Below are 20,606 nucleotides of genomic sequence, written 5' to 3'. Positions count from 1 at the left end.
GGTTTCAGGCGACACGGGCATGCTCGTGCAGGGTGTCGTCCAGGGCGTCCTGATCGAACGCGTCGGTGAGGACGGCTTCGCCAATGCCGCGCAGCAGTACCAGGCGCAGGCGGCCGCTGGCCACCTTCTTGTCGATCGCCATCAGTTCGCGGAAGCGGTCCGGGGTCACCGCCCCCGGCGGTTCCAGGGCCAGGCCGGCGCGCTGGATCAGGGCCTCGGCGCGTTCGCGACCAGCGGTATCCAGCCAGCCCATGCGTTCGGACATGCGTGCGGCCATGGCCATTCCGGTGCCCACGGCCTCGCCGTGCAGCCAGGCGCCGTAGCCCATGCCGGCCTCGATCGCGTGGCCGAAGGTGTGGCCCAGGTTGAGCAGGGCGCGAATGCCGCCCTCGCGCTCGTCGGCGGCGACGATCTCGGCTTTGCAGGCGCAGGAGCGACGGATCGCGTAGGCCAGCGGTTCGGGTTCCAGTGCGCGCAGGGCGTCGATGTGTTCCTCCAGCCAGGCGAAGAACTCGGCGTCGCGGATCAGGCCGTACTTGATCACCTCGGCCAGGCCCGCCTGGAGCTCGCGCTGGGGCAGGGTCTTGAGGGTGTCGGTGTCGATGACCACGGCGCGTGGCTGATGGAAGGCGCCGATCATGTTCTTGCCCAGCGGGTGATTGACACCGGTCTTGCCGCCAACCGAGGAGTCGACCTGGGCGAGCAGGGTGGTTGGGACCTGAACGAAGTCGATACCGCGCTGGTAGATCGCGGCGGCAAACCCGGCGATATCCCCGACCACCCCGCCACCCAGGGCGACGATGCGGCTGCCGCGATCCAGGCGCGCCTCCAGCAGCCGGGACAGGATGGTCTCTACCGTCACGAGGGTCTTGTGCTGTTCGCCGTCGGGCAGTTCGATCCATAGCGGGTCGCTGCTGATGTCGCAGGCGGCGAGGTTCCGGCGCAGGGCGTCGCCATACAGCGGCCCGACCGTGGTGTTGGTCACCACGGCGATGCGCCGGCCGTGCAGTGCCGGCCGGAGCCGCTCCGGTTCGCCCAGCATGCCCGGCCCGATGTGGATCGGGTAGCCGCGTTCGCCCAGTTCTACGTTGAGACTTTCCATGCCCGTCATCATAGCGTGCGGGCCGACGGCGGCGTAAGCCGGGCATTCCGCATGGTGCGGATCGCTTCACGGACTTTTGCAATTGGCGCCGGTTGGATTACCATAGGGAGTTCTGCATGGTCGCCCGGAGTGTTTGGCGGCCGGTTTTGTTATTTTTGATCGAGATGATCCTGCATCCGTTTCGGAGATTGTATGCCGCACGTACGAATTCGTGAGAACGAGCCCTTCGAGGTCGCCCTGCGCCGTTTCAAGCGCACCTGCGAGAAAGCCGGCGTGGTCGCGGAAGTCCGCCGCCGTGAGTACTACGAGAAGCCGACCACCGAGCGCAAGCGCAAGGCCGCTGCCGCGGTGAAGCGTCAGCTGAAGAAGAATTCCCGCGACATGACTCGTCGGGTGCGTTTGTACTGAACCCCGTCCGGGTGGCTGCCCGGACCCGAGGACCCAAAGATGTCGCTCAAGGCCCGGTTGCAGGATGACGTCAAGCAGGCCATGCGGGCCCGCGCCAAGGACCGCCTGGCTGCATTGCGCATGATTCAGGCCGAGGTATCGCAGTTCGAGGTGGACGAGCGGCGCGAGGCCGACGACGACACCGTGCTGGCGATCCTCAATCGCATGCTCAAGCAGCGGCGTGATTCCATCGATCAGTATCAGAAGGGCGGTCGCGAGGACCTCGCCGAGCGCGAGGCCGCCGAGGTCGTCATTATCGAGGAATACATGCCCGAGCCGCTGGACGCGTCCGCGCTGGACCAGTTGGTAAGCGAGGCGATTGCCGAGACCGGAGCCAGTGCCCCGGGTGACATGGGCCGCGTCATGGGGGTGCTGAAACCCCGGGTCTTCGGGCGTGCGGACATGGGCCAGGTGAGCCAGAAGGTCCGCGCCGCCCTGCAGGGCTGACTACGGGCCGGATCCCGGCCGAACTCCCCGGGCCCATCGCGGCCCCTATCCCGATTTCGTCGGAGCGAGTGTTCCATGGCTTCCAATCCGATGCAGTTCCTGGACCTCCCGCGCCAGGACCCCCAGAAGACCCCCGCCGAGATCCGGATCCACGAATTCGGCGAGATCATTGGTCAGTTCGATCCCGCCACGGCCGGTCAACAGGCCGGCCGTTGCCTGGCCTGTGGCAATCCCTATTGCGAATGGAAGTGCCCGGTCCACAACTTCATCCCCAACTGGTTGAAGCTGGTGGAGGAAGGCAATCTGTTCGCGGCCGCCGAGCTCTCGCACAAGACCAACTCGTTGCCCGAAGTCTGTGGCCGCGTATGCCCGCAGGATCGTCTGTGCGAGGGGGCCTGCACCCTGAATGACGGCTTCGGCGCGGTCACCATCGGCTCGGTTGAGAAGTACATCACCGACGAGGCCCTGAAGGCCGGCTGGCGCCCGGATCTGTCGGATGTCACCCCGACCGGCAAGCGGGTCGCGGTGATCGGCGCCGGGCCCGCGGGATTGGGCTGCGCGGACATCCTGGCGCGCAATGGCGTGCAGGCGGTGGTGTATGACCGCTATCCGGAGATTGGCGGTCTGCTGACCTTCGGCATCCCGCCGTTCAAGCTGGAAAAGCACGTGATCCGCACCCGCCGCGAGATCCTCGAGGGCATGGGCGTCGAGTTTCGCCTGAATATCGAGATCGGCCGCGACATCGCGATGGACGCTTTGATGGAGGAATACGATGCCGTGTTCCTCGGCATGGGCACCTACACCGCGATGCAGGGCGGTTTCCCCGGCGAGGACCTGCCGGGCGTTTATCCCGCCCTGCCGTTCCTGATCTCCAATATCCGCCAGGTGATGAACTGGCCGCAGGAAGAAGGCCACGAGTTCATCGACATGGCCGACCAGCGGGTGGTCGTGCTGGGTGGCGGCGACACCGCGATGGACTGCAACCGCACCTCGATCCGCCAGGGCGCGGCATCGGTGACCTGCGCCTACCGCCGCGACGAAGACAACATGCCCGGTTCGCGCAAGGAAGTGGTGCATGCGCGCGAAGAGGGTGTGCATTTCGAGTTCAACGTGCAGCCGGTGGAGATCGTCGGCGACGGCAAGGTCGAGGGCGTGAAGGTCGTGCGTACCCAGATGGGCGCCCCGGACGAACGTGGCCGCCGCCGTCCCGAGCCGGTCCCCGGCTCCGAACACGTAATCCCGGCCGACCGGGTGCTGATCGCCTTTGGCTTCCGTCCGTCTCCCTCCGACTGGTTTGCCGACTACAAGATCGGCATCGACGAGGGCGGCCGCGTGCAGACCGCGGGCGAGCATGCCTTCCAGACCGGCAATCCGAAGGTCTTTGCGGGCGGCGACATGGTGCGCGGCTCCGATCTGGTGGTCACCGCCGTCTTCGAGGGCCGCGAGGCCGCCGAAGGCATCCTTGAATACCTCGGCGTTTGAGCCTTTCGATGTCCCAGAACCTGAAGAACGACCTCCTGCTGCGAGCCCAGCTGCGCGAACCGGTGGAGCGTCCGCCGATCTGGATCATGCGCCAGGCCGGGCGCTACCTGCCGGAGTACCGCGAGACCCGCGCCCAGGCCGGCAGCTTCATGAGCCTGTGCCAGAACCCGGAGCTGGCCTGCGAAGTCACCATGCAGCCACTGCGCCGGTTTCCTCTCGATGCGGCGATCCTGTTCTCCGACATCCTCACCATCCCCGACGCGATGGGGCTGGGTCTGTATTTCGAGACGGGCGAGGGCCCACGTTTCCGCGAGCCGGTGCGTACGCTGGAGGCGATCGAGAACCTGCCGGTGCCGGACCCGGAGCAGGAGCTACGCTACGTGATGGACGCGGTGCGCCTGATCCGCCGCGAGCTGGACGGCCAGGTCCCGCTGATTGGTTTTGCCGGCAGCCCATGGACCCTGGCGACCTACATGGTTGAGGGCCAGGGCTCGCGCGACTTCGCCGAGACCAAGCGTCTGATGTACGGCGAGCCGCAGGCGATGCACGCCCTGCTGCAAAAGGTCGCCACCGCGGTGACCGATTATCTGAATGCGCAGATCCGCGCCGGCGCCCAGTCGGTGATGATCTTCGACACCTGGGGTGGTTCGCTTACTCCGCGGGCCTATCGCGAGTTCTCGCTGGCCTACATGCAGCGCATCGTCGACGGGCTGATCCGTGAAAACGATGGCCGCCGCGTCCCGGTGACGCTGTTCACCAAGGGTGGTGGCGCCTGGCTGGAAATGATGGCGGATACCGGGGCGGATGCCCTGGGGCTGGACTGGACCATCGAGATCGCCGAGGCCAGCCGGCGGGTCGGCGATCGCGTTGCGCTGCAGGGCAACCTCGATCCGTCGGTGCTCTACGCACCCGAGGCGGTAGTCCGCGAAGAGACCCAGCGGGTGCTGGATGGTTTCGACCGCGAAACCGGTCATGTCTTCAATCTTGGCCACGGCATTCATCCGGGGATCGATCCGGAGCGGGTCGCCGCGATGGTGGATACCGTAACCAACTACCGACGCTAGTCCGCCCGGCGCGAGCGTACGGCCCGGTTGCTATTCCGCCGTGGCCGCCGCCTCTTCGGCGCCGGCCTCCGCCAGCATCCTCTCTACGTCCGCGCGGGTTGCGCGTTGCATCGGGCGGCCGTCCACCGGCGACGGTGGCGCCTGGCGCAGGCCGTCCAGCGGGAATACCGTGAGCTCAACATCGGTGTCGTCCGGTCCGCGGAAGGCGAGGAAGGGGATGCGCTGTTCGCGCCCCTGCCGGCTGCGGTAACGGCGCTCGCCGGTCTCGCAGTGAATCCCCCGATCCCCCATCTCCAGGATGACCTCTTCCACTGTCTCGGCGAAGGCATGCAGATTGATCAGCGGTTGCGATTCCACTAGCCCTTGAAGGAGTGGGCCGACCAGCCGCGGTTCCAGGTGCTCCAGGCGTTCCATCACGACCAGCGCCGCTTCCAGGCGGCCGCGGTAGGCGGCGCGGCTGGCGGGGCTGGCAAACAGCCGGCTGCGTTCGATGGCGGCGTCCTGGATCTCCAGGTTGCCGGGCATGTCGTGGCGGGCGTCCACGCCCAGGTGTTCCGCGGCTTTCCGCTTGGCCAGGCCGAAGTCCCGGATGCCGTCGTCGAGCATGATGCGAGCGGCTTCCTGGGCCAGCTCCTGGCGCGCGCGCGAGGGGCTGGCCATTTAAAAGACCAGTTCGGGTTGCTGGTTCCCGCTGCTGCCGTTCTCGCCGTTCCCCGGAATGACGTGTCCGCGTTCCGGGATCTGGTGGGGTAGCAGCCACTGGTTGCGCGCGCCCGGGGCGTCGTCGCTGGGGGCGCGCTGGCCGTTCGGCAGGATGGCGACTCGCACCAGGTCGTTGGGGCGCTCCACCGGCCGTTCCGGCTGGTCGGCCAGCACGCTGCCCATGAAGCGAGTCCAGATTGGCAGGGCCGCGCGCCCGCCACTTTCGCGCCGGCCCAGCTCGCGGTTGTCGTCGAAGCCGATCCAGGCAGTTGCGACCAGCTCCGCGTTGAACCCGGCGAACCAGGCATCGCGGTAGTCATTGGTGGTGCCGGTCTTGCCGGCCAGGTCGGACCGGCCCAGTTCCATGGCCCGCCGTCCGGTTCCGGATGTGATGACGCTGCGCAGCATGTCGCTCATCTGCCAGGCGACACCGGGATCCAGGACCGGTACCGGATCGGTGTACTGCAACGGGCCACTGCTGGCGACCAGCGGCAGATCCTGTCCCTTCGGGTTTGTGCAGGGCGCCGGGCAGGCGCGTTCGGTCGGTGCCTCGTACAGGGTCTCGCCGTCCGCCGTCTCGATGCGGGCGATGATCCAGGGGCTGTTCAGGCGGCCGCCGCTGGCGAACACGCCATAGGCATTGTTCAGCTGCAGCGGGGTGAGGGAGCCGGTACCCAGGACCATGGACAGATTGTTCGGCTGCCTTTCGAGGTCCAGGCCGAAGCGCGTCAGTTCCTGGTGCACGTTTCCGGTGCCCAGGCGGTCGAGCAGGCGGATGGAGGCCAGGTTGCGGGAATTCGCGAGTGCCTCGCGCAGGGTGGTCTCGCCGTGGAAGCGCCGCGAGTAGTTCTGCGGGCGCCATTCGGCCCCCAGGGCGGGGTCGTTGAAGACCATCGGCGCGTCGATCACGGTCCCTTCGGGCCGGTGGCCCTCGCGCAGGGCCAGGGCATAGACCAGCGGCTTGAACGCGGATCCGGGCTGGCGTTGCGCCTGGGTCGTGCGGTCGTAGCGGTTTTCAAAGAAGTCGAACCCGCCGGCCAGTGCCAGGATGGCGCCGTCCTGAGGGGCCTGGGCGATCACGGCGCCGGTGACTTCCGGCTTTTGCGCCAGGCGCCAGCGGCCGTCGGTATAGGGACGTATACGGATCACGTCGCCGCGTTCGAGCGCCGGTGAGCCGGCCCATTCGCGGTCTTCCGGCAGGACTTCCAGTTCGCCAATGCGGCCGCCGTCGACGCGCAGTACCCCGGCGTCGGTCCCCAGGACGACGGCCGGGAACAGCAGCCTTCCGTGCACCCCAATGGCCATCAGCGCTCGCTCGCGTGCCTCGGCGTCCTCCAGGGTATTGCCGGGAAGCCGTATTTCGGGACCGCGAAAACCGTGACGCTCGTCATATTCCAGCAATCCTTCGCGCAGTGCCTGGTTGGCCGCTTCCTGCTGGCGGGAGTCGATCGTCGTGTGCACCTGCAGGCCGCGGCGGTAGGCGTCGTCACCCCACAGGTTCACGACCATCTGGCGCGCCATTTCGGCGACCCAGTGGGCGTCGATCTCGGTGGCTGTGGTGTGGCGTTCGGACAGCACCGGGCGCTCGATGGCGGAGGTATAGGCATCCTCGTCGATCACGCCGGTCTCCAGCATCCGCCGCAGTACGTAGTTGCGGCGGATCTCGGCCCGTTGCGGGTTGCTTACCGGGTTGGTGGTCGATGGCGCCTTGGGAAGGGCGGCGAGCGTGGCAATCTCGTCCAGTTCCAGCGCATCCAGCGAGCGGCCGAAATATACCCGCGAGGCGGCCTCGATCCCGTAGGCGCGCTGTCCCAGATAGATCTTGTTCAGGTATAGCTCGAGGATCTCGTCCTTCTCGAGTTCCTGTTCCAGGCGGATGGCCAGGAAGATCTCGCGCAGCTTGCGTTCGTAGGTCCGCTCGCGCGTCAGGAAGATATTGCGCGCGAGCTGCATGGTGATGGTGCTGCCGCCCTGGCTGCGCTCGCCGCCGGTGGAGATCACATTCAGTCCGGCGCGGGCAAGACCCATGACATCCACACCCGGATGGTCATAGAAGCGCTCGTCTTCCGCCGCAATAAAGGCATCGCGGACTTGCTGCGGGATCGCGTCGATCGGCACGGGAATGCGCCGTTCTTCCGCGAATTCACCCATAAGGCGGCCATCCGCACTGCGGACCTGCAGTGGAGTTTGCAGGCGCACATCGCGTACGGCGTCGGCCTCCGGGAGGCTCGGCGCGTAGTAAACATAGAGAGCGGCCGCCGCGATGGACAGGCCGATTCCGGCTGCCAGAATCAGGGCCAGCAGCGCCGTAATAATCTTAAGGAGCGGATTCATGACAGCAAAAAAAGTGAGGCCAAGATGAGAAGTCGCTTTCAAAGCGACTTGCAACCCTGAAGTCGCGGTGTATATTGTGAACCAGCTAGCATACGTGATTGTAACGCTACCAGTTACTTTCGTCGGGGTATACAGGGGGATGTGTGCTGAGTCTCGGAAAATCCAAACAAGGGGTCCTGGGCGTGGATATCAGCTCGGCAGCCGTCAAGGTGCTGGAGCTGACGCGACAGGGTAAGGGCTATCGGGTCGAGGCCTTCGCGGTCGAACCGCTGCCCGATGGGGTGATGGTCGACAAGGTCTGTCAGGACACCGAGGCCGTGGGTAATGCCCTCGCCCGGGCGGTCAAGCGATCCGGCACCCGCCTCAAGCACTGCGCGATGGCTGTGCCGTCCTCCGCCGTGATCACCAAGACCATCCAGATGTCGGCCGCGCTGGGCGATGCGGAGCTCGAGGGCCAGGTCTTCGTGGAGGCGGATCAGTACATCCCCTACACGCTTGAAGAGGTCAACCTGGATTTCCAGGTCCTCGGCAAGAACGAGAAAAACCCCGAGATGGTCGATGTCCTGGTGGTCGCTTCGCGCCGCGAGAACGTGGACTCGCGCGTGGCCATTGCCGAGGCGGCCAAGTTGACCCCCGAGCTGATCGACGTCGAGGCATACGCGATCGAGCATACCGCCGAGCGCCTGATGGAGCAGGTCCCCGACCGCGAGAGCAAGCCGATCGTGGCGGTCGTGGATGTCGGCTCTTCGGTGACCGCCGTGTATGTCGTCAGTCAGGACGAGGGCGTGGTTTACACCCGCGAGCAGAATTTCGGCGGCCGCATGCTCACCGAGGAGATCATGCGGCGCTACAGCATGAACTATCAGGAGGCCGGCTCCGCCAAGATGAGTGGCGACCTGCCGTCCGACTACGCAAGCTCCATCCTCGAGCCCTTCAAGCAGACCATGGTCGACCAGATCCAGCGGCTGCTGCAGTACTTCTACGTGACCCGCCCGCAGGACACCATCGATCACATCCTCCTGGGTGGCGGCTGTGCGGCCATCCCGGGGGTGGACGAACTGCTCGAGGAGGCCGCCGGCACGCCGGTATCGATCGCGAACCCGTTCCGCGGGATGGCGTTGGCCAAAAGGGTCAACCAGGAACGTTTTGCCAATGATGCCCCGGCGCTGATGACGGCCTGTGGCCTGGCCGTGCGGGGGTATGCGTCATGATTTATATCAACCTCCTTCCCTGGCGCGAGAAGGCACGCGAACAGCGGCGCAAGCAGTTCTTCGCCGCGGTTGGTGGCGCCGCGGTGGTCGGCGTCCTGCTCGCCTTCGTTGGCTACAGTTTTATCGGCGCGTTGATCGACCACCAGCAGTCCCGCAACCAGATGCTGGAAAGCGAGATCCGCGAACTGGATCGTCAGATCGCCCGGATTCGCGATCTCGACGAACAGCGCGAGGCCCTTATTGCCCGAATGGAAGTCATCCAGACCCTGCAGGCGCAGCGGCCCGAGGCCGTGCATCTCTTCGATCAGCTGGTCGAGACCCTGCCCGATGGTACCTACCTCAACGAGGTCCGCCAGGAAGGCGAGAATGTGCGCCTGGTCGGGCGCTCCGAGTCCAACACCCGGATCTCCGCGTTGATGCGCCGGATCGATGGGTCGCCCTGGCTGGGCAGTTCCAATCTGCAGATTATCGAGACCCGCGAGGAGGGTCGCCTCCAGGTGCGTGACTTCCGACTGGATGCCACACAGACCCGGCCGGATGCCGCAGAGGGGGATTCCTGATGGATCTCAATGAACTCAAGCAGGTCGATTTCAACAACATCGGGGAAGCCTCCTGGGGCGTGAAGGGCCTGATCCTGGTCGTGATTGTTCTGGCCATCCTCGGCCTGTCCTATTACCTCTTCATCGGCGATCAGCGGACAGAGCTCGAGCGCGCGGAGAGCCGCGAACTGCAGCTGCGCGGCGAGTTCGAGGACAAGCAGCAGCGGGCTGCCAACCTCCAGGCCTACGAGGACCAGCTGGAGGAGATGGAGCGCATGTTCGCCTCGCTGCTCGAGCTGCTGCCCAGTAGTGCCGAGATCCCCAGCCTGCTGGTCGATGTCTCGCAGACAGGGTTGCAGGCGGGTCTCGAGATCGAGCTGTTCGAGCCGCGTGGCGAGAACCGGCGCGACTTCTACGCCGAGGTTCCGATCCGTCTGCGCGTCCGGGGCGATTACGAGGATCTCGCGGAGTTCGTCAGCGGTGTCTCGGCCCTGCCGCGCGTGGTCACCATGCACAACATGCATATCCGTCCGGGCGATTCCGACAACGACCTGCTGATGGATGCGGTCGCCCGCACCTATCGCTACCTGGAGGAGAACTGATGAGGCATTCTTCCATGCGAGCGGTATGGCCCGGACTGGCCATGGTCCTGATGGGCGGGATCCTGCTGTCGGGCTGTACTCAGGACAACCGTGACCTCGAGCAGTACATCGCCGAGGTCAAGGAGCGCCCGGGGAGCGGGATCGAGCCGATCCCCACCCTGGAGCCGCACGAGCCCTATCTCTATCCGGGGCATGCCCGGTCGCCTTTCGACTCGTCGGTAATCGCCCAGCCGGAGCTCGCCGCGGCCGAGGGGCAGCCAGGAGACGCCGAGATTGATCCTGACCGCCCGCGCGAGTTCCTCGAGGGCTTTCCGCTGGATTCGCTGCGGATGGTCGGGTCGCTGGAGCAGCATGGCGTGCGCTACGCCCTGGTCCGGACCCCGGATCGAGGGGTTCAGCGCGTCACTGCGGGCAACTATATGGGCCAGAACCACGGGGAGATCATCGAGATCACGCCGACCCAGATCCGGCTGGTCGAGATCGTGCCGGATGCCTTCGGCGGTCACGTGGAACGTGAAAACTCGGTGGCGCTGACCGACTAGCGGTTGGGGGGGAGAAGAAGATGATGACGAGCATTCGCCGCAAGGTCGGCACAACCAACAGGGGATTCAACATGGGTTCTTCCATGCGCGCTTTCGCAGGCACGGTCGTTGCGGGCCTGCTGTTCATGGTGTCCCAGGGGGTGGCTGCCACCGAACTGGAAGAGATCCGGGCCGGCAGTCTGAGCGGTGACCGGGTGCAGGTGAACCTGCGTTTCTCGGAGACGCCGCCCTCCGATATTCGCGCCTTTGCGATTGATTCACCGCCGCGCATCGCGTTGGATCTGCCCAATGTCGGCAATGCATTGCCGCGGCGCGAGACGGACCTGAATGTGGGCCCGGTGCTGCGGGCGAGCACGGTCGAGGCGGGCAACCGCACCCGCGTGGTGCTGAACCTGACTCAGGCCTCCGAGTACCAGACTCGAGTCGAGGGCAATAATCTCATCCTTACGCTGGGCCGCGGGGTTTCCGAGGCGGATGCACGCACCCAGCAGGTCGTGGATCGTGCGGGTGAACCCGCCGCCACGACCCGCAGCGCCCGACCCATGGAGATCACGGGTATCGATTTCCGGCGGGGCAGCGAGGGCGAAGGTCGCGTCGAGGTGGATCTCTCCCGCTCTGGTGCCGAGATCAACGTTCGCGAGCAGGCCGGCCGCATCGAGATGACCTTCCCGCGCGCCATGGTCGACGAGTCGCTGGAACGTCGCCTCGACGTGGTCGATTTCGCCACCCCGGTGCATACCATCGACACCGTCGCCGAGCGCAATCGTGTACGCATGGAGATCGAGGCGCGCGGCGAGTACGAGATCATTTCCTACCAGAGTGATCGCCAGTTCGTCCTCGAGGTCGCCCCGATTTCCGAGGCCGAACGCCAGGCCCGCGCCCGCGAGGAAGAGGAGTACGCCGGCGAGCGCCTGTCCCTGAATTTCCAGGACATCGAGGTGCGCTCCGTTCTGCAGTTGCTGGCGGATTTCACCGATCTGAACATCGTGGTCAGTGACACGGTGGGGGGCAACATCACCCTGCGCCTGAACAACGTCCCCTGGGACCAGGCGCTGGATATCATCCTGCGTGCCCGCGGGCTCGACAAGCGAATGGACGGCAATGTCCTGTACGTCGCCCCCAGCGAAGAGATCGCGGCGCGTGAACGCCTGGAGATGGAGGCTCAGCGCGATCGACAGGAGCTGGAGCCCCTGCGCACGGAGTTCGTGCAGATCAATTTCGCCCAGGCCGAGCAGATCGCGTCCCTGATTCGCGGCGGTGATGGCGGCGAATTCCTCTCGGAGCGTGGCAGCATCACCATCGACACGCGCACCAACACCCTCCTGGTGCAGGATACCCAGAGCCGGATCGAGGACGTCCGTCGCCTGGTCTCCACACTGGACGTCCCGGTGCAACAGGTCCTGATCGAGACCCGCATCGTGATCGCGGAGGATACCTTCAACCGTGAGCTGGGCGCCCGTTTTGGGATCTCCGGGACGCGGGGTGACCGCCGAACCCGGGTTGGTGGTGCCGGGTCTATCGAGGGCGCGGATGCGGCTCGGGATGCCACCACGGGGGGCATTGGTGGCATCGCTATCGGAGACCGCCTGAATAGCTCGCTGCCGGCCGGTGGCAATGCCGGGCAGGCGGGGCTGAGCATCCTGCGCAGTGGCGTGTTGCTCGACCTGGAACTGTCCGCGCTGCAGGTTGAAGGCCGCGGCGAGATCATCTCCAGCCCGCGTGTGATCACGGCCAATGGCCAGACGGCGACGATCAAGCAAGGTGAAGAAATCCCGTTCCAGGAAGCCACTGCATCCGGCGCGACTTCGACCCAGTTCATCGAGGCCGTACTGTCGACGGAAGTGACGCCGCAGATCACGCCGAACGGCAACGTGATCCTCGACATCAAGGTGACAAAGGACGAGCCCAGCCAGCGTGTGATCCTTGGGGTGCCGGGGATCAACAAGCGCGAGGTGGAGACCCAGGTCTTCGTCGGCAACGGCGAGACCGTGGTCCTGGGCGGTGTGTACGAGATCGACAGCCGCACCAACCTCGAGAAGGTGCCGTTCTTCGGGGATATCCCGTTCCTCGGAAACCTGTTCCGCAACCGCTCCACGGAGAATTCCAAAGCGGAATTGTTGATCTTCGTGACGCCGCGCGTACTCGACTGAGCGCAAGGTGTAGCGTCGGGGCTTGCCCCCGATGGGTTCGATCTCGAAAGCCGGGGCCTGTCCCCGGCTTTTCTTTGGGTGGCCCAGCCAGTAGCCTTGGCGCCCATGCAGAACATCGTACTGGTAGGCCCGATGGGGGCCGGCAAGAGCACAATCGGGCGCGGCCTCGCGGGGCTGCTGCGTCGGCCGTTCTTCGATACCGATCAGGAGATCCAGCGGCGTACCGGTGTGGATATCCCGACCATCTTCGAGTTCGAGGGCGAGGGCGGTTTTCGCAAGCGGGAGACGGCGATGCTGGAGTCGCTCCTGCAACAGGAGGGCGCGGTGATTGCCACCGGCGGGGGGATTGTCGAACGCCCGGAGAACCGGGAACAGCTGCGCGATCAGTTCGTGATCTACCTGCGGGTGCCGGTAGAGGAGCAGTTCCGGCGGACTCGCCGCAACCGCAAGCGCCCGCTGATTGCGGAGGCCGCGGACCCGAAGGCCCGCCTTCAGGAGTTGTTCGCGGTCCGCGATCCGCTCTATCAGGAGGTCGCGGACCTTACGCTGGAGGGCAAGGGGCGGCGGGTGCGCGACGCGGTAAAGGGCGTATGCGCGGCCCTGCAGGTGCAGCGCCCGGATCTTTGCCAGCCGCGCTCCGAAGGCTAGTTGGTAACCATTAAGCGCACGAAGACACCAAGCAAGGGCGCGAGTCATCCACAGTGGCCGGTTGCGGCCCCATGCGTGATTCTAATGGGGTCAACGGGCAGTGGAAGGTCCTGGGCTCCATCGATCTGCCGGACGCCTGGTGGCGGTGGTCACGTGATTTTTTGAACCCCCCGAGGACGGCGGAGCACAGCGAGGCAGTTTCCGGTTGTTCAGGCGCTTCACGACACGCATCCATACCGTTCGCGGATCCTTTTGCCTCGGAACACACCTGCCCCGAACGCCCTTCTCTAGGTGCTCCGTGGTGCACTTGCTTTGGACGTGCTTCGTGCGTTCGTGCGCTTCGTGGTCGATCCCACTGCTCGTCAGTGGCGGGTGTTGCCGCCGCCATCGGGGACGAACATGCCGTCCTGCGATGGCGGTGAGCGGCGCCCGTGCGAGGCGTGGTGAAACAGCAGGCGCCAGCCCGTGTCCAGCCAGCGCCAGGTCTGGCTGATCAGGATCGTCCCGGTGGGCGTGACGTCGCCCGGTCGCGTGATCGCCTCTTCGATGACCAGGCTGATGATCTCCCCGGTCTCGTGGCGGCCCACGATCTTCGGTTCGATCCCGATATTCAGTTCACGCGCGAAGACCAGCAGCCAGCTCTCCATCACCTCTGCCACGCCCCGGTGGGCGCGCGGGCTGCCCGGGTGGATGCAGGCGATGTCGGGACGCTCGCCCCAGAGGCGCATCATCTGTTCGATATCGGCGGCACGAAAGGCGGCGTAATACGCCTCGACGCAGCGATCGGCATCCGTTGCCATCAGTGCACGCCCCCGGTGGGCCATTCCGGCGTGGGTTCCGGGTCCGGGCTGGCGTGGTGGAGCACCATGCGCCAGCTTTCCCCATCATGGCGGTAGCCATTGGTCGCCAGCATGACGCCGCGCCGTTCACCCTGGACATACAGGTTTTCGCGCAATACGTGGAGGACGAGGTCTTCGCCCGGGATGGCGGTCACCTGGGTCCGGTGTACGACCACCCCGCGCATCCCCGGCAGGATGTCGTCCCAGCTTTCCAGGATGATGTCCGTTCCCTGCAGGCGCTCGCCACCTGGGTGGATGCAGACACACTCGGCACTGTCGTGCCAGATTTCGCGCATGCCTTGTGCATCGCCTGCCTGAAAGGCCGCGTAAAAGGCGGCTTCGGCGGATTCGGGAGAAGGGAACGTGGCCATACCGGTCGGGGCCTCCTGAGACAGAGGGGTTATTGTCGCAGGAGCATCCGCGGATGACGAATATGCGAGATGACGTAATGGGCGCGACCCGCCAGAATGGCGCTCCTTCATCATGGGAGCCCGTATGGCACGTATCCTCGCGACTGGCATTGTCACGCTCGACCACACCCTCGATGTTGCAGCCTTCCCGGCCGAGGACGACGAGGTCCGGGCGCTCGCCAGCACCACCCAGCCCGGAGGCAACGCGACCAACACGGCAACGATCCTGGCGCAGTTCGGCCACCGCCCGGGCCTGGCCGCGGTCATCGCCGAGGGTGCGGCCGGGGATGCCCTGAGCGCGTCCCTGGAGGGGCACGGACTGGATGTTCGTCACTGCGTACGCTGGCCCGGAGCGACGCCGACCTCCCATATTCTTCGTTCCAGGGAGACGGGCAGTCGCACCATCGTCCATCATCGCGACCTGCCCGAACTCGGGGTGGAGGATCTCGCGGGCGTACCCTGGCCGGAATATGACTGGCTGCACTTCGAGGGGCGTAACCCGGAGGCCCTTGCCTCCATCCTGCGGGCGGTGCGCGAGTGCATCTTTGACCAGCCGGTGTCGCTGGAGCTGGAGAAGCCCCGGCCGGGGCTCGACGCATGCCTGGACTATGCCGATGTCCTGATGCTCTCGCGCGACTGGGCGGCGAGCGTGGCGGGCACTCCCGAGGCTGCGCTGCAGCAGCTTTCCGAGCGCTTCCCGGATCGCATCCTGACCGTGACCGCCGGGGCCGAAGGGGCCTGGATGGCCGTGCGGGGCGCGATCCACCATTGTGAAGCGACGCCCGGACTGCGGGTGGTCGACAGCGTGGGGGCAGGGGATACCTTCAATGCCGGGTTGATCCACGCGCTGGTCTCCGGGGAGCCCCCGGAGCAGGCTTTGACGGCCGCTGTGCGCCTGGCGGAGCGCAAGCTCGAGCAGGTCGGCCTGGACGGGCTGGGTAACGCGGCCTCCGACCCGGGAGCGTGGCCCGGATAGCCCCCGCAGGGGGATGGTGGTTGTTGACCGGTGCGGGCGGGACTCGGAGGTTCAGGCCTCTTCGCCGAAACGATCGGCAACCAACTCTGCGAGTGCATCCAGCGCCTCCGGCGCATCCTTGCCTTCGGCCTCGATGGTGATCTCGCTGCCCTGGGCGGCGGCCAGCATCATCACGCCCATGATGCTCTTGCCATTCACCTCCTGCTGGTTGCGGGAGACGGAGACGTCCGCGGCGAACTTGCTGGCCAGGCTGACGAACTTGGCCGCGGCGCGCGCGTGCATCCCCAGGCGATTAACGATGGGGACTACGCGCTGCGGCATCGCTGCACTCCTGATCGCAGAGGAGAATCCCGTCATGGCCGCCCGAAAGGGCCTTGTTGACCAGTTCGGACAGGGGGAGGTGTTGATAGTTGAGCACGCGGATGAGCATCGGCAGGTTGGCGCCGGCGATCACACGGGCATTTGCACCCCGGGCGACACGAATCGCCACGTTGGAAGGCGTGGAGCCAAACATGTCGGTCAGAACGAGCACCCCCGAGCCGCTGTCGAGGGTCGCCAGGCGCTCGCGGGCGCGGGCCAGGACCTCGTCGGGGTCGTCGTTCTGGGACATCGCCATGGACTCGCAGTCCTCGGGCAGGCCCCCGAGCATGCTCTGCGCGGTCTGCAGCAGGGTATCGCCCAGGTTTTGATGCGTGATCAGAATGAGACCAACGCCCATGGATCTGCTCCGATTGCGGGTTCCAGAAGGCCCTCGTCCCGCGTCCAGTGGTTACTGTTTCCCCAGCTCGCGGTGACGGGTGCTAACAGTAACATGTTCCCGATCCTGCCACGCCTCCGCAAGCCGCTCCACCAGATACACCGAGCGGTGTTGCCCGCCGGTACAGCCGATGGAGACGGTTACGTAGCTGCGGTGATCGTCCAGCAGGCGCGGCAGCCACTGCGACAGGAAGCCCTGGATGCTGTCGAACATGGCCGCGACCTCCGCGTGCCGCTCAAGGAACTCGCACACGGGCGGGTCGCGACCGGTCAGGGCGGCCAGATCGCTTTCGTAGTGCGGATTGGGCAAGCAGCGCACGTCGAACACGAAGTCGGAATCCAGCGGTGCGCCGTGTTTGAAGCCGAAAGACTGAAACTGCAGGGATAGCTCGTGTTCCCCGCGCTCGCCTATGCGGTCGCGCAGGGTGCGGGCCAGATCGTGCATCGACAGGCGCGAGGTGTCGACCGTCAGATCGGCCTCCGCCGCTACATGGCCCAGCCACTCGCGTTCGCGGTCGATGGCCTCGACCAGTGGCACGCCGTCGCGCGCCAGCGGGTGGCGTCGGCGGGTCAGATGGTAGCGCCGCAGCAGCACCTCGCTGGCCGCCTGCAGGAACAGGACCTCCACCTGCACCCCGTCCGCCCGTAGTTGCGCCAGGAGATCGGAGAACCCCTCCAGGGCCTCCAGGCCGCTGCGCACATCCACGCCCACGGCCAGATGGCGGTCGGTCTCGGTGTCGTAGTGGCCCTGCCGGACCTGATTAATCAGGTCCGGCAGCAGCGGCAGTGGGAGGTTGTCGACGCAGAAGTAGCCGGCATCCTCCAGGGTGTGCAGGGCCACGGTCTTGCCGGACCCGGACAGGCCACTGACGATTAGCAGGCGCATGGCCGATTCAGCCCTCCGGGTCCGGGTTGGGGACCGTAGTGGCGGGCACCGCGCGATGGTAGGGCGGCTCCTCCGTCTCGCCGCTCATCTGGCGGCGCTGGCGTGCGCGCAGGTCGTCGCCAGCGATATAGCCCTGCATGTGCAGCATGTGGTTGCGCACGGCCGCCTCGATCATCACCGCGATGTTGCGCCCCGGCGCGATCGGCAGGCTGATCAAGGGGACGCGCAGGCCGAGGATATCGATCTCGCCGCGGCGCCCGTTCAGCCGGTCATCGGGGACCGGCGAGGGTTCGCCATGATCGCGCAGGTCGATGATCAGGCGCAGGTACTTGCCGCCCTTGATCGCGGAATCGCCGTACATGGCGCGGATGTTGAGCACCCCAAGACCGCGCACCTCGAGCAGGTCCTGGAGCAGGGCCGGGCAGTGGCCGCGCACGATGTCGGGCGCAATGCGCGCGAACTCGGGGGCATCGTCGGCGATCAGGCGATGCCCGCGCGAGATCAGTTCCAGTGCGACCTCGCTCTTGCCGACGCTGGAGGCGCCGCTGATCAGCACCCCGATCCCGAGGATCTCCATGAACACGCCGTGGCGCACCTCGAAATGGGCCAGGCGCTGCTGCAGGAAATAGCGCAGCAGCGAGATGATCTCGTGACTGCTGGTGCTGGAGCACAGGATCAGCGGCAGCGCCTCCTGCGGGGCGTCGGGCATCTCCGAGAACGGACAGGTGTCCTCGGCGAAGATCACCGCGGTGGTCCCAGTGCGGGCCATCTCCAGGATCAGGTCGTTGCACTGGGTGGCGCTGAGGCTGGAGATGTAGCGGGCCTCGAAGTCGCCGATGATCTGGATGCGGTTGGGCCGGATCAGGTTGAGATGGCCGGCCAGCGGCAGGTCGTCCCCGTCGTCGCCGACCAGCTTGCGGTCGGGTGCTGCGTGTTCGCCGTGTACGAAGCGAAGATCCAGGCGGTTTCCCATGGCCTGGATCAGGCTCTCCACGTTGATGTCGCGGGCGATCCCGCCTTCTCCCAGCGCCTCGTTCATGGCAGACGCTGCGCGCCGGAATCGCGGCTGGCGGCGGGTTCCACGGGCTTAGTCCTCGCTGAAGCGGCGCACGAGTTCCTGTTCCAGGGCCGTCGCATCCCCGGCCCGGCGCAGCGCTCCGATGGTGTCTGGCTGCGACAGGCCGCGGGCGAGCTGGGCCAGCAGGTCGAGGTGGTCGCCGGTGGCGGCCTCCGGGACCAGCAGTGCGATCAGGATATCGACCGGCTCGTGATCCATGGCGTCGAAGTCGACGCCCTTGTCCAGGCGCAGCACGGCCACGCGCGGCGCCTCGAGATCGGCCAGGCGGCCATGGGGAATCGCAACCCCATGGCCGAGACCGGTGGATCCGAGTTTTTCGCGCGCGGACAGGGCCTCGAAGATCGCGTTGCTCCCCGGTCCCGTGCCGTCACCTCCGCCGGCGAGGAGGTCCGCCAGGGCCTCCAGGGCCCGTTTCTGGCTGGAACACTCGGGTTGCAGGCCAATGCGCTCGGAGGTGATCAGCTCGGCAATCGTCATGGATCAGGAGGCCTGCTCGCGGTTGCGCTGGGCACCTTCGGCGCGGTGGTGATCCTTGACCTTTTCCTTGTGCTTGATCAGCTGACGGTCGACTTTGTCGATCAGCGCGTCGATCGCGGCATACATGTCCTCGTGAGAGGCCTCGGCGTGGATGTGATTGCCGCTGACCTGGAGATTCGCTTCGGCCTGGTTGTGCTGATTCCGGGTCTTCTCGTGGGTCAGCACGACGTGGACGTCGATGACCTTGTCGAAGTGGCGCTCCAGCTTCGCGAACTTCTCGTTGACGTAGTCGCGCAGGGCGTCGGTGATGTCCACGTGGTGGCCGGTCAGGTTGATCTGCATGGTCAGGACTCCTTGGTTACTTGCTGCCGGTGGGCATCGAGGCCATCTGCCGGCGTTCGCTGGATGAAGGGATGTGCATCGCCTCGCGGTACTTGGCCACGGTGCGGCGCGCTACGTTGATGCCCCGGTCCGACAGGACCTGGGCGAGCCGGGCATCGCTGAGCGGCTTGTTCGGGGGTTCGTCGCCAATCAATTCGCGAATCATGGCACGGATGGCGGTGGCGGAACACTCGCCGCCATCGTTCGTGCCGACATGGCTGGAGAAGAAATACTTGAACTCGAAGACCCCGCGCGGGGTGTGCATGTATTTCTGCGTGGTAACCCGCGAGATGGTCGATTCGTGCATCTCCAGGGTCTCGGCAATGTCGCGCAGGATCAATGGCTGCATCGCGACGTCGCCATGCTCGAGAAAGCCCTGCTGGCGATGGACGATCGCCTCGGCGACCCGCAGCAGGGTGTCGTTGCGGCTGTGCAGGCTCTTCAGGAACCAGCGTGCCTCCTGCAGCTGATCGCGCATAAAGGCGCTGTCGCGGGCATCCGAGACCTGGCGCACCATGCCGGCGTAGAGGTCGTTGATGCGGATGCGCGGTGCGATCTCCGGGTTTAGATCCACGCGCCAGCCCTCGGTGGTGTGGCGCACGTAGACATCCGGGACTACGTATTCCGAGGTGGCGGAGCTGATCTGTGCGCCGGGGCGCGGGTTCAGGGTGCGGATCAGATCCAGTGCGCGGGCCAGTTCGTCCGGGTCGCGTACGCCGGACTGGCGCTGCAGGGCCTTGTAGTCGCGCTTGCCCAGGCTGTCCATGCCGTGTTCCAGGATCGCCCGTGCGGCCTCGCGGGCCGGGGCGTCCGGGGCCAGTTCGCGTAGCTGGATCTCCAGGCACTCCCGCAGGTTGCGCGCGCCGACCCCCAGCGGGTCGCACTGCTGAATCCAGTGGAGCACTGCCTCGACCTCGTCGACGCCGACGGTTTCATCCTCGCCTCGGCTGATGGTCTCGGCCAGGGTGTCGAGGTCGCCCTCGAGATAGCCGTCGGGGCTGATGGCGTCGATCAGGGCCGCCCCGATGCGCTGGTCGCGCGGTGTCAGATGGCTCAGATGCAGCTGCCACAGCAGGTGATCCTGCAGGCCCTCACCGTCGTCGTCGCTGGTGTTTTCCAGCGGGTCGCGGTCATCCACGCCCTTGTTGGGTGTCGGGGCCGGCTCGTAGATGTCGTCCCAGCGGCTGTCGGTCGTCAGTTCCTCGGGGATCACGTCGTCGCTGGTGGTGGTGGCCTCCATGCGATCGCCTTCCACCAGCTCGCCGTCCTGGTTCAGGCGCTCGGTGTCGGCCTCGGCCTCTTCGTCCTCGACCTGTTCGAGCATGGGGTTGCTCTCCAGCGCCTGCTGGATCTCCACCTGGAGCTCGAGCGTGGACAGCTGCAACAGGCGGATCGCCTGCTGCAGTTGCGGGGTCATGGTCAGCGTCTGACCCAGCTGCAGATTCAGGCCGGGTTTCAGCATCGGGTATGCGGGGCGAGGGTGGGCATTGATGGAATCTTAAAGCCTGCCTTGTGGTTTGTGCACCGACCGGG

General features: G+C 66.0%; 23 protein-coding genes. 11 read left to right on the top strand and 12 right to left on the bottom strand.

Features of this window, described 5'->3' with window-relative positions; translation table 11 throughout:
• Positions 1 to 4: 4 nt before the first annotated feature.
• On the bottom strand, positions 5 to 1,114 hold the full coding sequence (aroB, locus tag D575_RS0103615; protein ID WP_018144551.1) for a 3-dehydroquinate synthase: 1,110 nt from the start codon (positions 1,112 to 1,114) through the stop codon (positions 5 to 7).
• A 180-nt stretch (positions 1,115 to 1,294) separates the two neighbouring features.
• On the opposite strand from aroB, the gene rpsU reads away from it, so the two are divergent.
• The 4 genes from rpsU to hemE all read left to right on the top strand — a co-directional run bounded on the left by rpsU (position 1,295) and on the right by hemE (position 4,542).
• A complete protein-coding gene (gene rpsU / locus D575_RS0103610) occupies positions 1,295 to 1,510 on the top strand; it encodes a 30S ribosomal protein S21 (RefSeq protein WP_018144550.1) in 216 nt (71 codons plus the stop codon).
• 39 nt (positions 1,511 to 1,549) lie between these two features.
• Positions 1,550 to 1,996, top strand: coding sequence for a GatB/YqeY domain-containing protein (locus D575_RS0103605; RefSeq protein ID WP_018144549.1), 447 nt, complete (start codon positions 1,550 to 1,552; stop codon positions 1,994 to 1,996).
• Positions 1,997 to 2,071: 75 nt separating this feature from the next.
• The gene (locus D575_RS0103600; protein ID WP_018144548.1) at positions 2,072 to 3,478 is read left to right on the top strand and encodes an FAD-dependent oxidoreductase; all 1,407 of its coding nucleotides are present in this window, start codon (positions 2,072 to 2,074) and stop codon (positions 3,476 to 3,478) included.
• Positions 3,479 to 3,486: 8 nt separating this feature from the next.
• Entirely contained in the window at positions 3,487 to 4,542 is a 1,056-nt protein-coding gene (hemE, locus tag D575_RS0103595) for a uroporphyrinogen decarboxylase (RefSeq protein ID WP_018144547.1), read from the top strand.
• A 30-nt stretch (positions 4,543 to 4,572) separates the two neighbouring features.
• Here the strand turns inward: hemE and D575_RS0103590 are convergent, their stop codons facing one another.
• Both D575_RS0103590 and D575_RS0103585 read right to left on the bottom strand, forming a co-directional pair.
• Positions 4,573 to 5,202, bottom strand: a complete 630-nt coding sequence (locus D575_RS0103590) for a hypothetical protein (protein ID WP_018144546.1) — start codon at positions 5,200 to 5,202, stop codon at positions 4,573 to 4,575.
• Positions 5,203 to 7,578 (bottom strand): penicillin-binding protein 1A, encoded by a 2,376-nt coding sequence (locus D575_RS0103585; RefSeq protein WP_018144545.1) that lies wholly within the window; start codon positions 7,576 to 7,578, stop codon positions 5,203 to 5,205.
• A gap of 143 nt (positions 7,579 to 7,721) precedes the next feature.
• Between D575_RS0103585 and D575_RS0103580 the strand changes: the two genes are divergently transcribed.
• The 6 genes from D575_RS0103580 (at position 7,722) to D575_RS0103555 (ending at position 13,270) form a co-directional block, all read left to right on the top strand.
• On the top strand, positions 7,722 to 8,789 hold the full coding sequence (locus D575_RS0103580; RefSeq protein WP_038031942.1) for a pilus assembly protein PilM: 1,068 nt from the start codon (positions 7,722 to 7,724) through the stop codon (positions 8,787 to 8,789).
• Positions 8,786 to 9,349, top strand: a complete 564-nt coding sequence (locus tag D575_RS0103575) for a PilN domain-containing protein (protein ID WP_018144543.1) — start codon at positions 8,786 to 8,788, stop codon at positions 9,347 to 9,349. The genes D575_RS0103580 and D575_RS0103575 overlap by 4 nt, the downstream gene beginning before the upstream one ends.
• Complete coding sequence (locus D575_RS0103570; RefSeq protein WP_018144542.1) at positions 9,349 to 9,930, top strand: type 4a pilus biogenesis protein PilO; 582 nt, start codon at positions 9,349 to 9,351, stop codon at positions 9,928 to 9,930. Before D575_RS0103575 ends, D575_RS0103570 begins: the two co-directional genes overlap by 1 nt.
• Positions 9,930 to 10,472 carry a pilus assembly protein PilP gene (locus D575_RS0103565; protein WP_038031938.1) on the top strand — a complete coding sequence of 181 codons (543 nt, stop codon included), beginning with the start codon at positions 9,930 to 9,932 and terminating at the stop codon, positions 10,470 to 10,472. Before D575_RS0103570 ends, D575_RS0103565 begins: the two co-directional genes overlap by 1 nt.
• Positions 10,473 to 10,492: 20 nt before the next feature.
• Entirely contained in the window at positions 10,493 to 12,622 is a 2,130-nt protein-coding gene (gene pilQ, locus D575_RS0103560) for a type IV pilus secretin PilQ (protein WP_018144540.1), read from the top strand.
• Between the two features lie 105 nt (positions 12,623 to 12,727).
• Positions 12,728 to 13,270: a shikimate kinase gene (locus D575_RS0103555; RefSeq protein ID WP_018144539.1), complete on the top strand. Its 543-nt coding sequence runs from the start codon at positions 12,728 to 12,730 to the stop codon at positions 13,268 to 13,270.
• Between the two features lie 362 nt (positions 13,271 to 13,632).
• Here the strand turns inward: D575_RS0103555 and D575_RS0103550 are convergent, their stop codons facing one another.
• Both D575_RS0103550 and D575_RS0103545 read right to left on the bottom strand, forming a co-directional pair.
• Positions 13,633 to 14,094, bottom strand: coding sequence for a nuclear transport factor 2 family protein (locus D575_RS0103550; protein WP_018144538.1), 462 nt, complete (start codon positions 14,092 to 14,094; stop codon positions 13,633 to 13,635).
• Positions 14,070 to 14,480 (bottom strand): nuclear transport factor 2 family protein, encoded by a 411-nt coding sequence (locus tag D575_RS0103545; protein ID WP_018144537.1) that lies wholly within the window; start codon positions 14,478 to 14,480, stop codon positions 14,070 to 14,072. The genes D575_RS0103550 and D575_RS0103545 overlap by 25 nt, the downstream gene beginning before the upstream one ends.
• Before the next feature lie 124 nt (positions 14,481 to 14,604).
• On the opposite strand from D575_RS0103545, the gene D575_RS0103540 reads away from it, so the two are divergent.
• Complete coding sequence (locus D575_RS0103540) at positions 14,605 to 15,495, top strand: PfkB family carbohydrate kinase (RefSeq protein WP_018144536.1); 891 nt, start codon at positions 14,605 to 14,607, stop codon at positions 15,493 to 15,495.
• A 51-nt stretch (positions 15,496 to 15,546) separates the two neighbouring features.
• On the opposite strand, the gene D575_RS0103535 is transcribed toward D575_RS0103540, so the two are convergent.
• The 7 genes from D575_RS0103535 to D575_RS0103505 are packed head-to-tail and all read right to left on the bottom strand — an operon-like array spanning position 15,547 to position 20,535.
• Entirely contained in the window at positions 15,547 to 15,816 is a 270-nt protein-coding gene (locus D575_RS0103535) for an HPr family phosphocarrier protein (RefSeq protein ID WP_018144535.1), read from the bottom strand.
• Positions 15,788 to 16,213, bottom strand: a complete 426-nt coding sequence (locus D575_RS0103530) for a PTS sugar transporter subunit IIA (RefSeq protein ID WP_018144534.1) — start codon at positions 16,211 to 16,213, stop codon at positions 15,788 to 15,790. The genes D575_RS0103535 and D575_RS0103530 overlap by 29 nt, the downstream gene beginning before the upstream one ends.
• A gap of 51 nt (positions 16,214 to 16,264) precedes the next feature.
• Positions 16,265 to 17,137: an RNase adapter RapZ gene (rapZ, locus tag D575_RS0103525; RefSeq protein ID WP_018144533.1), complete on the bottom strand. Its 873-nt coding sequence runs from the start codon at positions 17,135 to 17,137 to the stop codon at positions 16,265 to 16,267.
• A gap of 7 nt (positions 17,138 to 17,144) precedes the next feature.
• Positions 17,145 to 18,176 carry an HPr(Ser) kinase/phosphatase gene (hprK, locus tag D575_RS0103520; protein WP_018144532.1) on the bottom strand — a complete coding sequence of 344 codons (1,032 nt, stop codon included), beginning with the start codon at positions 18,174 to 18,176 and terminating at the stop codon, positions 17,145 to 17,147.
• A gap of 48 nt (positions 18,177 to 18,224) precedes the next feature.
• Positions 18,225 to 18,692: a PTS sugar transporter subunit IIA gene (locus D575_RS0103515; protein WP_018144531.1), complete on the bottom strand. Its 468-nt coding sequence runs from the start codon at positions 18,690 to 18,692 to the stop codon at positions 18,225 to 18,227.
• 3 nt (positions 18,693 to 18,695) lie between these two features.
• A complete protein-coding gene (gene hpf / locus D575_RS0103510) occupies positions 18,696 to 19,034 on the bottom strand; it encodes a ribosome hibernation-promoting factor, HPF/YfiA family (protein WP_018144530.1) in 339 nt (112 codons plus the stop codon).
• 16 nt (positions 19,035 to 19,050) lie between these two features.
• Positions 19,051 to 20,535 carry an RNA polymerase factor sigma-54 gene (locus D575_RS0103505; RefSeq protein WP_018144529.1) on the bottom strand — a complete coding sequence of 495 codons (1,485 nt, stop codon included), beginning with the start codon at positions 20,533 to 20,535 and terminating at the stop codon, positions 19,051 to 19,053.
• Between the last annotated feature and the right edge of the window lie 71 nt (positions 20,536 to 20,606).

Source organism: Thioalkalivibrio sp. AKL6, from assembly GCF_000376905.1.
Classification (GTDB): Bacteria; Pseudomonadota; Gammaproteobacteria; order Ectothiorhodospirales; family Ectothiorhodospiraceae; genus Thioalkalivibrio; species Thioalkalivibrio versutus.
This window is presented reverse-complemented; position numbering and strand designations above follow the sequence as displayed.

What these genes read in the sequence shown, in the direction of transcription:
- hprK (WP_018144532.1), bottom strand. Translation starts at nt 18,176, where the DNA reads ATGAACGAGGCGCTGGGAGAAGGCGGGATCGCCCGCGACATCAACGTG.
- D575_RS0103570 (WP_018144542.1), top strand. Translation starts at nt 9,349, where the DNA reads ATGGATCTCAATGAACTCAAGCAGGTCGATTTCAACAACATCGGGGAA.
- D575_RS0103585 (WP_018144545.1), bottom strand. Translation starts at nt 7,578, where the DNA reads ATGAATCCGCTCCTTAAGATTATTACGGCGCTGCTGGCCCTGATTCTG.
- D575_RS0103515 (WP_018144531.1), bottom strand. Translation starts at nt 18,692, where the DNA reads ATGACGATTGCCGAGCTGATCACCTCCGAGCGCATTGGCCTGCAACCC.
- hemE (WP_018144547.1), top strand. Translation starts at nt 3,487, where the DNA reads ATGTCCCAGAACCTGAAGAACGACCTCCTGCTGCGAGCCCAGCTGCGC.
- D575_RS0103540 (WP_018144536.1), top strand. Translation starts at nt 14,605, where the DNA reads ATGGCACGTATCCTCGCGACTGGCATTGTCACGCTCGACCACACCCTC.
- D575_RS0103555 (WP_018144539.1), top strand. Translation starts at nt 12,728, where the DNA reads ATGCAGAACATCGTACTGGTAGGCCCGATGGGGGCCGGCAAGAGCACA.
- D575_RS0103550 (WP_018144538.1), bottom strand. Translation starts at nt 14,094, where the DNA reads ATGGCCCACCGGGGGCGTGCACTGATGGCAACGGATGCCGATCGCTGC.
- D575_RS0103535 (WP_018144535.1), bottom strand. Translation starts at nt 15,816, where the DNA reads ATGCCGCAGCGCGTAGTCCCCATCGTTAATCGCCTGGGGATGCACGCG.
- D575_RS0103600 (WP_018144548.1), top strand. Translation starts at nt 2,072, where the DNA reads ATGGCTTCCAATCCGATGCAGTTCCTGGACCTCCCGCGCCAGGACCCC.
- D575_RS0103590 (WP_018144546.1), bottom strand. Translation starts at nt 5,202, where the DNA reads ATGGCCAGCCCCTCGCGCGCGCGCCAGGAGCTGGCCCAGGAAGCCGCT.
- pilQ (WP_018144540.1), top strand. Translation starts at nt 10,493, where the DNA reads ATGATGACGAGCATTCGCCGCAAGGTCGGCACAACCAACAGGGGATTC.
- D575_RS0103505 (WP_018144529.1), bottom strand. Translation starts at nt 20,535, where the DNA reads ATGCTGAAACCCGGCCTGAATCTGCAGCTGGGTCAGACGCTGACCATG.
- D575_RS0103565 (WP_038031938.1), top strand. Translation starts at nt 9,930, where the DNA reads ATGAGGCATTCTTCCATGCGAGCGGTATGGCCCGGACTGGCCATGGTC.
- D575_RS0103530 (WP_018144534.1), bottom strand. Translation starts at nt 16,213, where the DNA reads ATGGGCGTTGGTCTCATTCTGATCACGCATCAAAACCTGGGCGATACC.
- rapZ (WP_018144533.1), bottom strand. Translation starts at nt 17,137, where the DNA reads ATGCGCCTGCTAATCGTCAGTGGCCTGTCCGGGTCCGGCAAGACCGTG.
- D575_RS0103605 (WP_018144549.1), top strand. Translation starts at nt 1,550, where the DNA reads ATGTCGCTCAAGGCCCGGTTGCAGGATGACGTCAAGCAGGCCATGCGG.
- rpsU (WP_018144550.1), top strand. Translation starts at nt 1,295, where the DNA reads ATGCCGCACGTACGAATTCGTGAGAACGAGCCCTTCGAGGTCGCCCTG.
- D575_RS0103575 (WP_018144543.1), top strand. Translation starts at nt 8,786, where the DNA reads ATGATTTATATCAACCTCCTTCCCTGGCGCGAGAAGGCACGCGAACAG.
- aroB (WP_018144551.1), bottom strand. Translation starts at nt 1,114, where the DNA reads ATGATGACGGGCATGGAAAGTCTCAACGTAGAACTGGGCGAACGCGGC.
- hpf (WP_018144530.1), bottom strand. Translation starts at nt 19,034, where the DNA reads ATGCAGATCAACCTGACCGGCCACCACGTGGACATCACCGACGCCCTG.
- D575_RS0103545 (WP_018144537.1), bottom strand. Translation starts at nt 14,480, where the DNA reads ATGGCCACGTTCCCTTCTCCCGAATCCGCCGAAGCCGCCTTTTACGCG.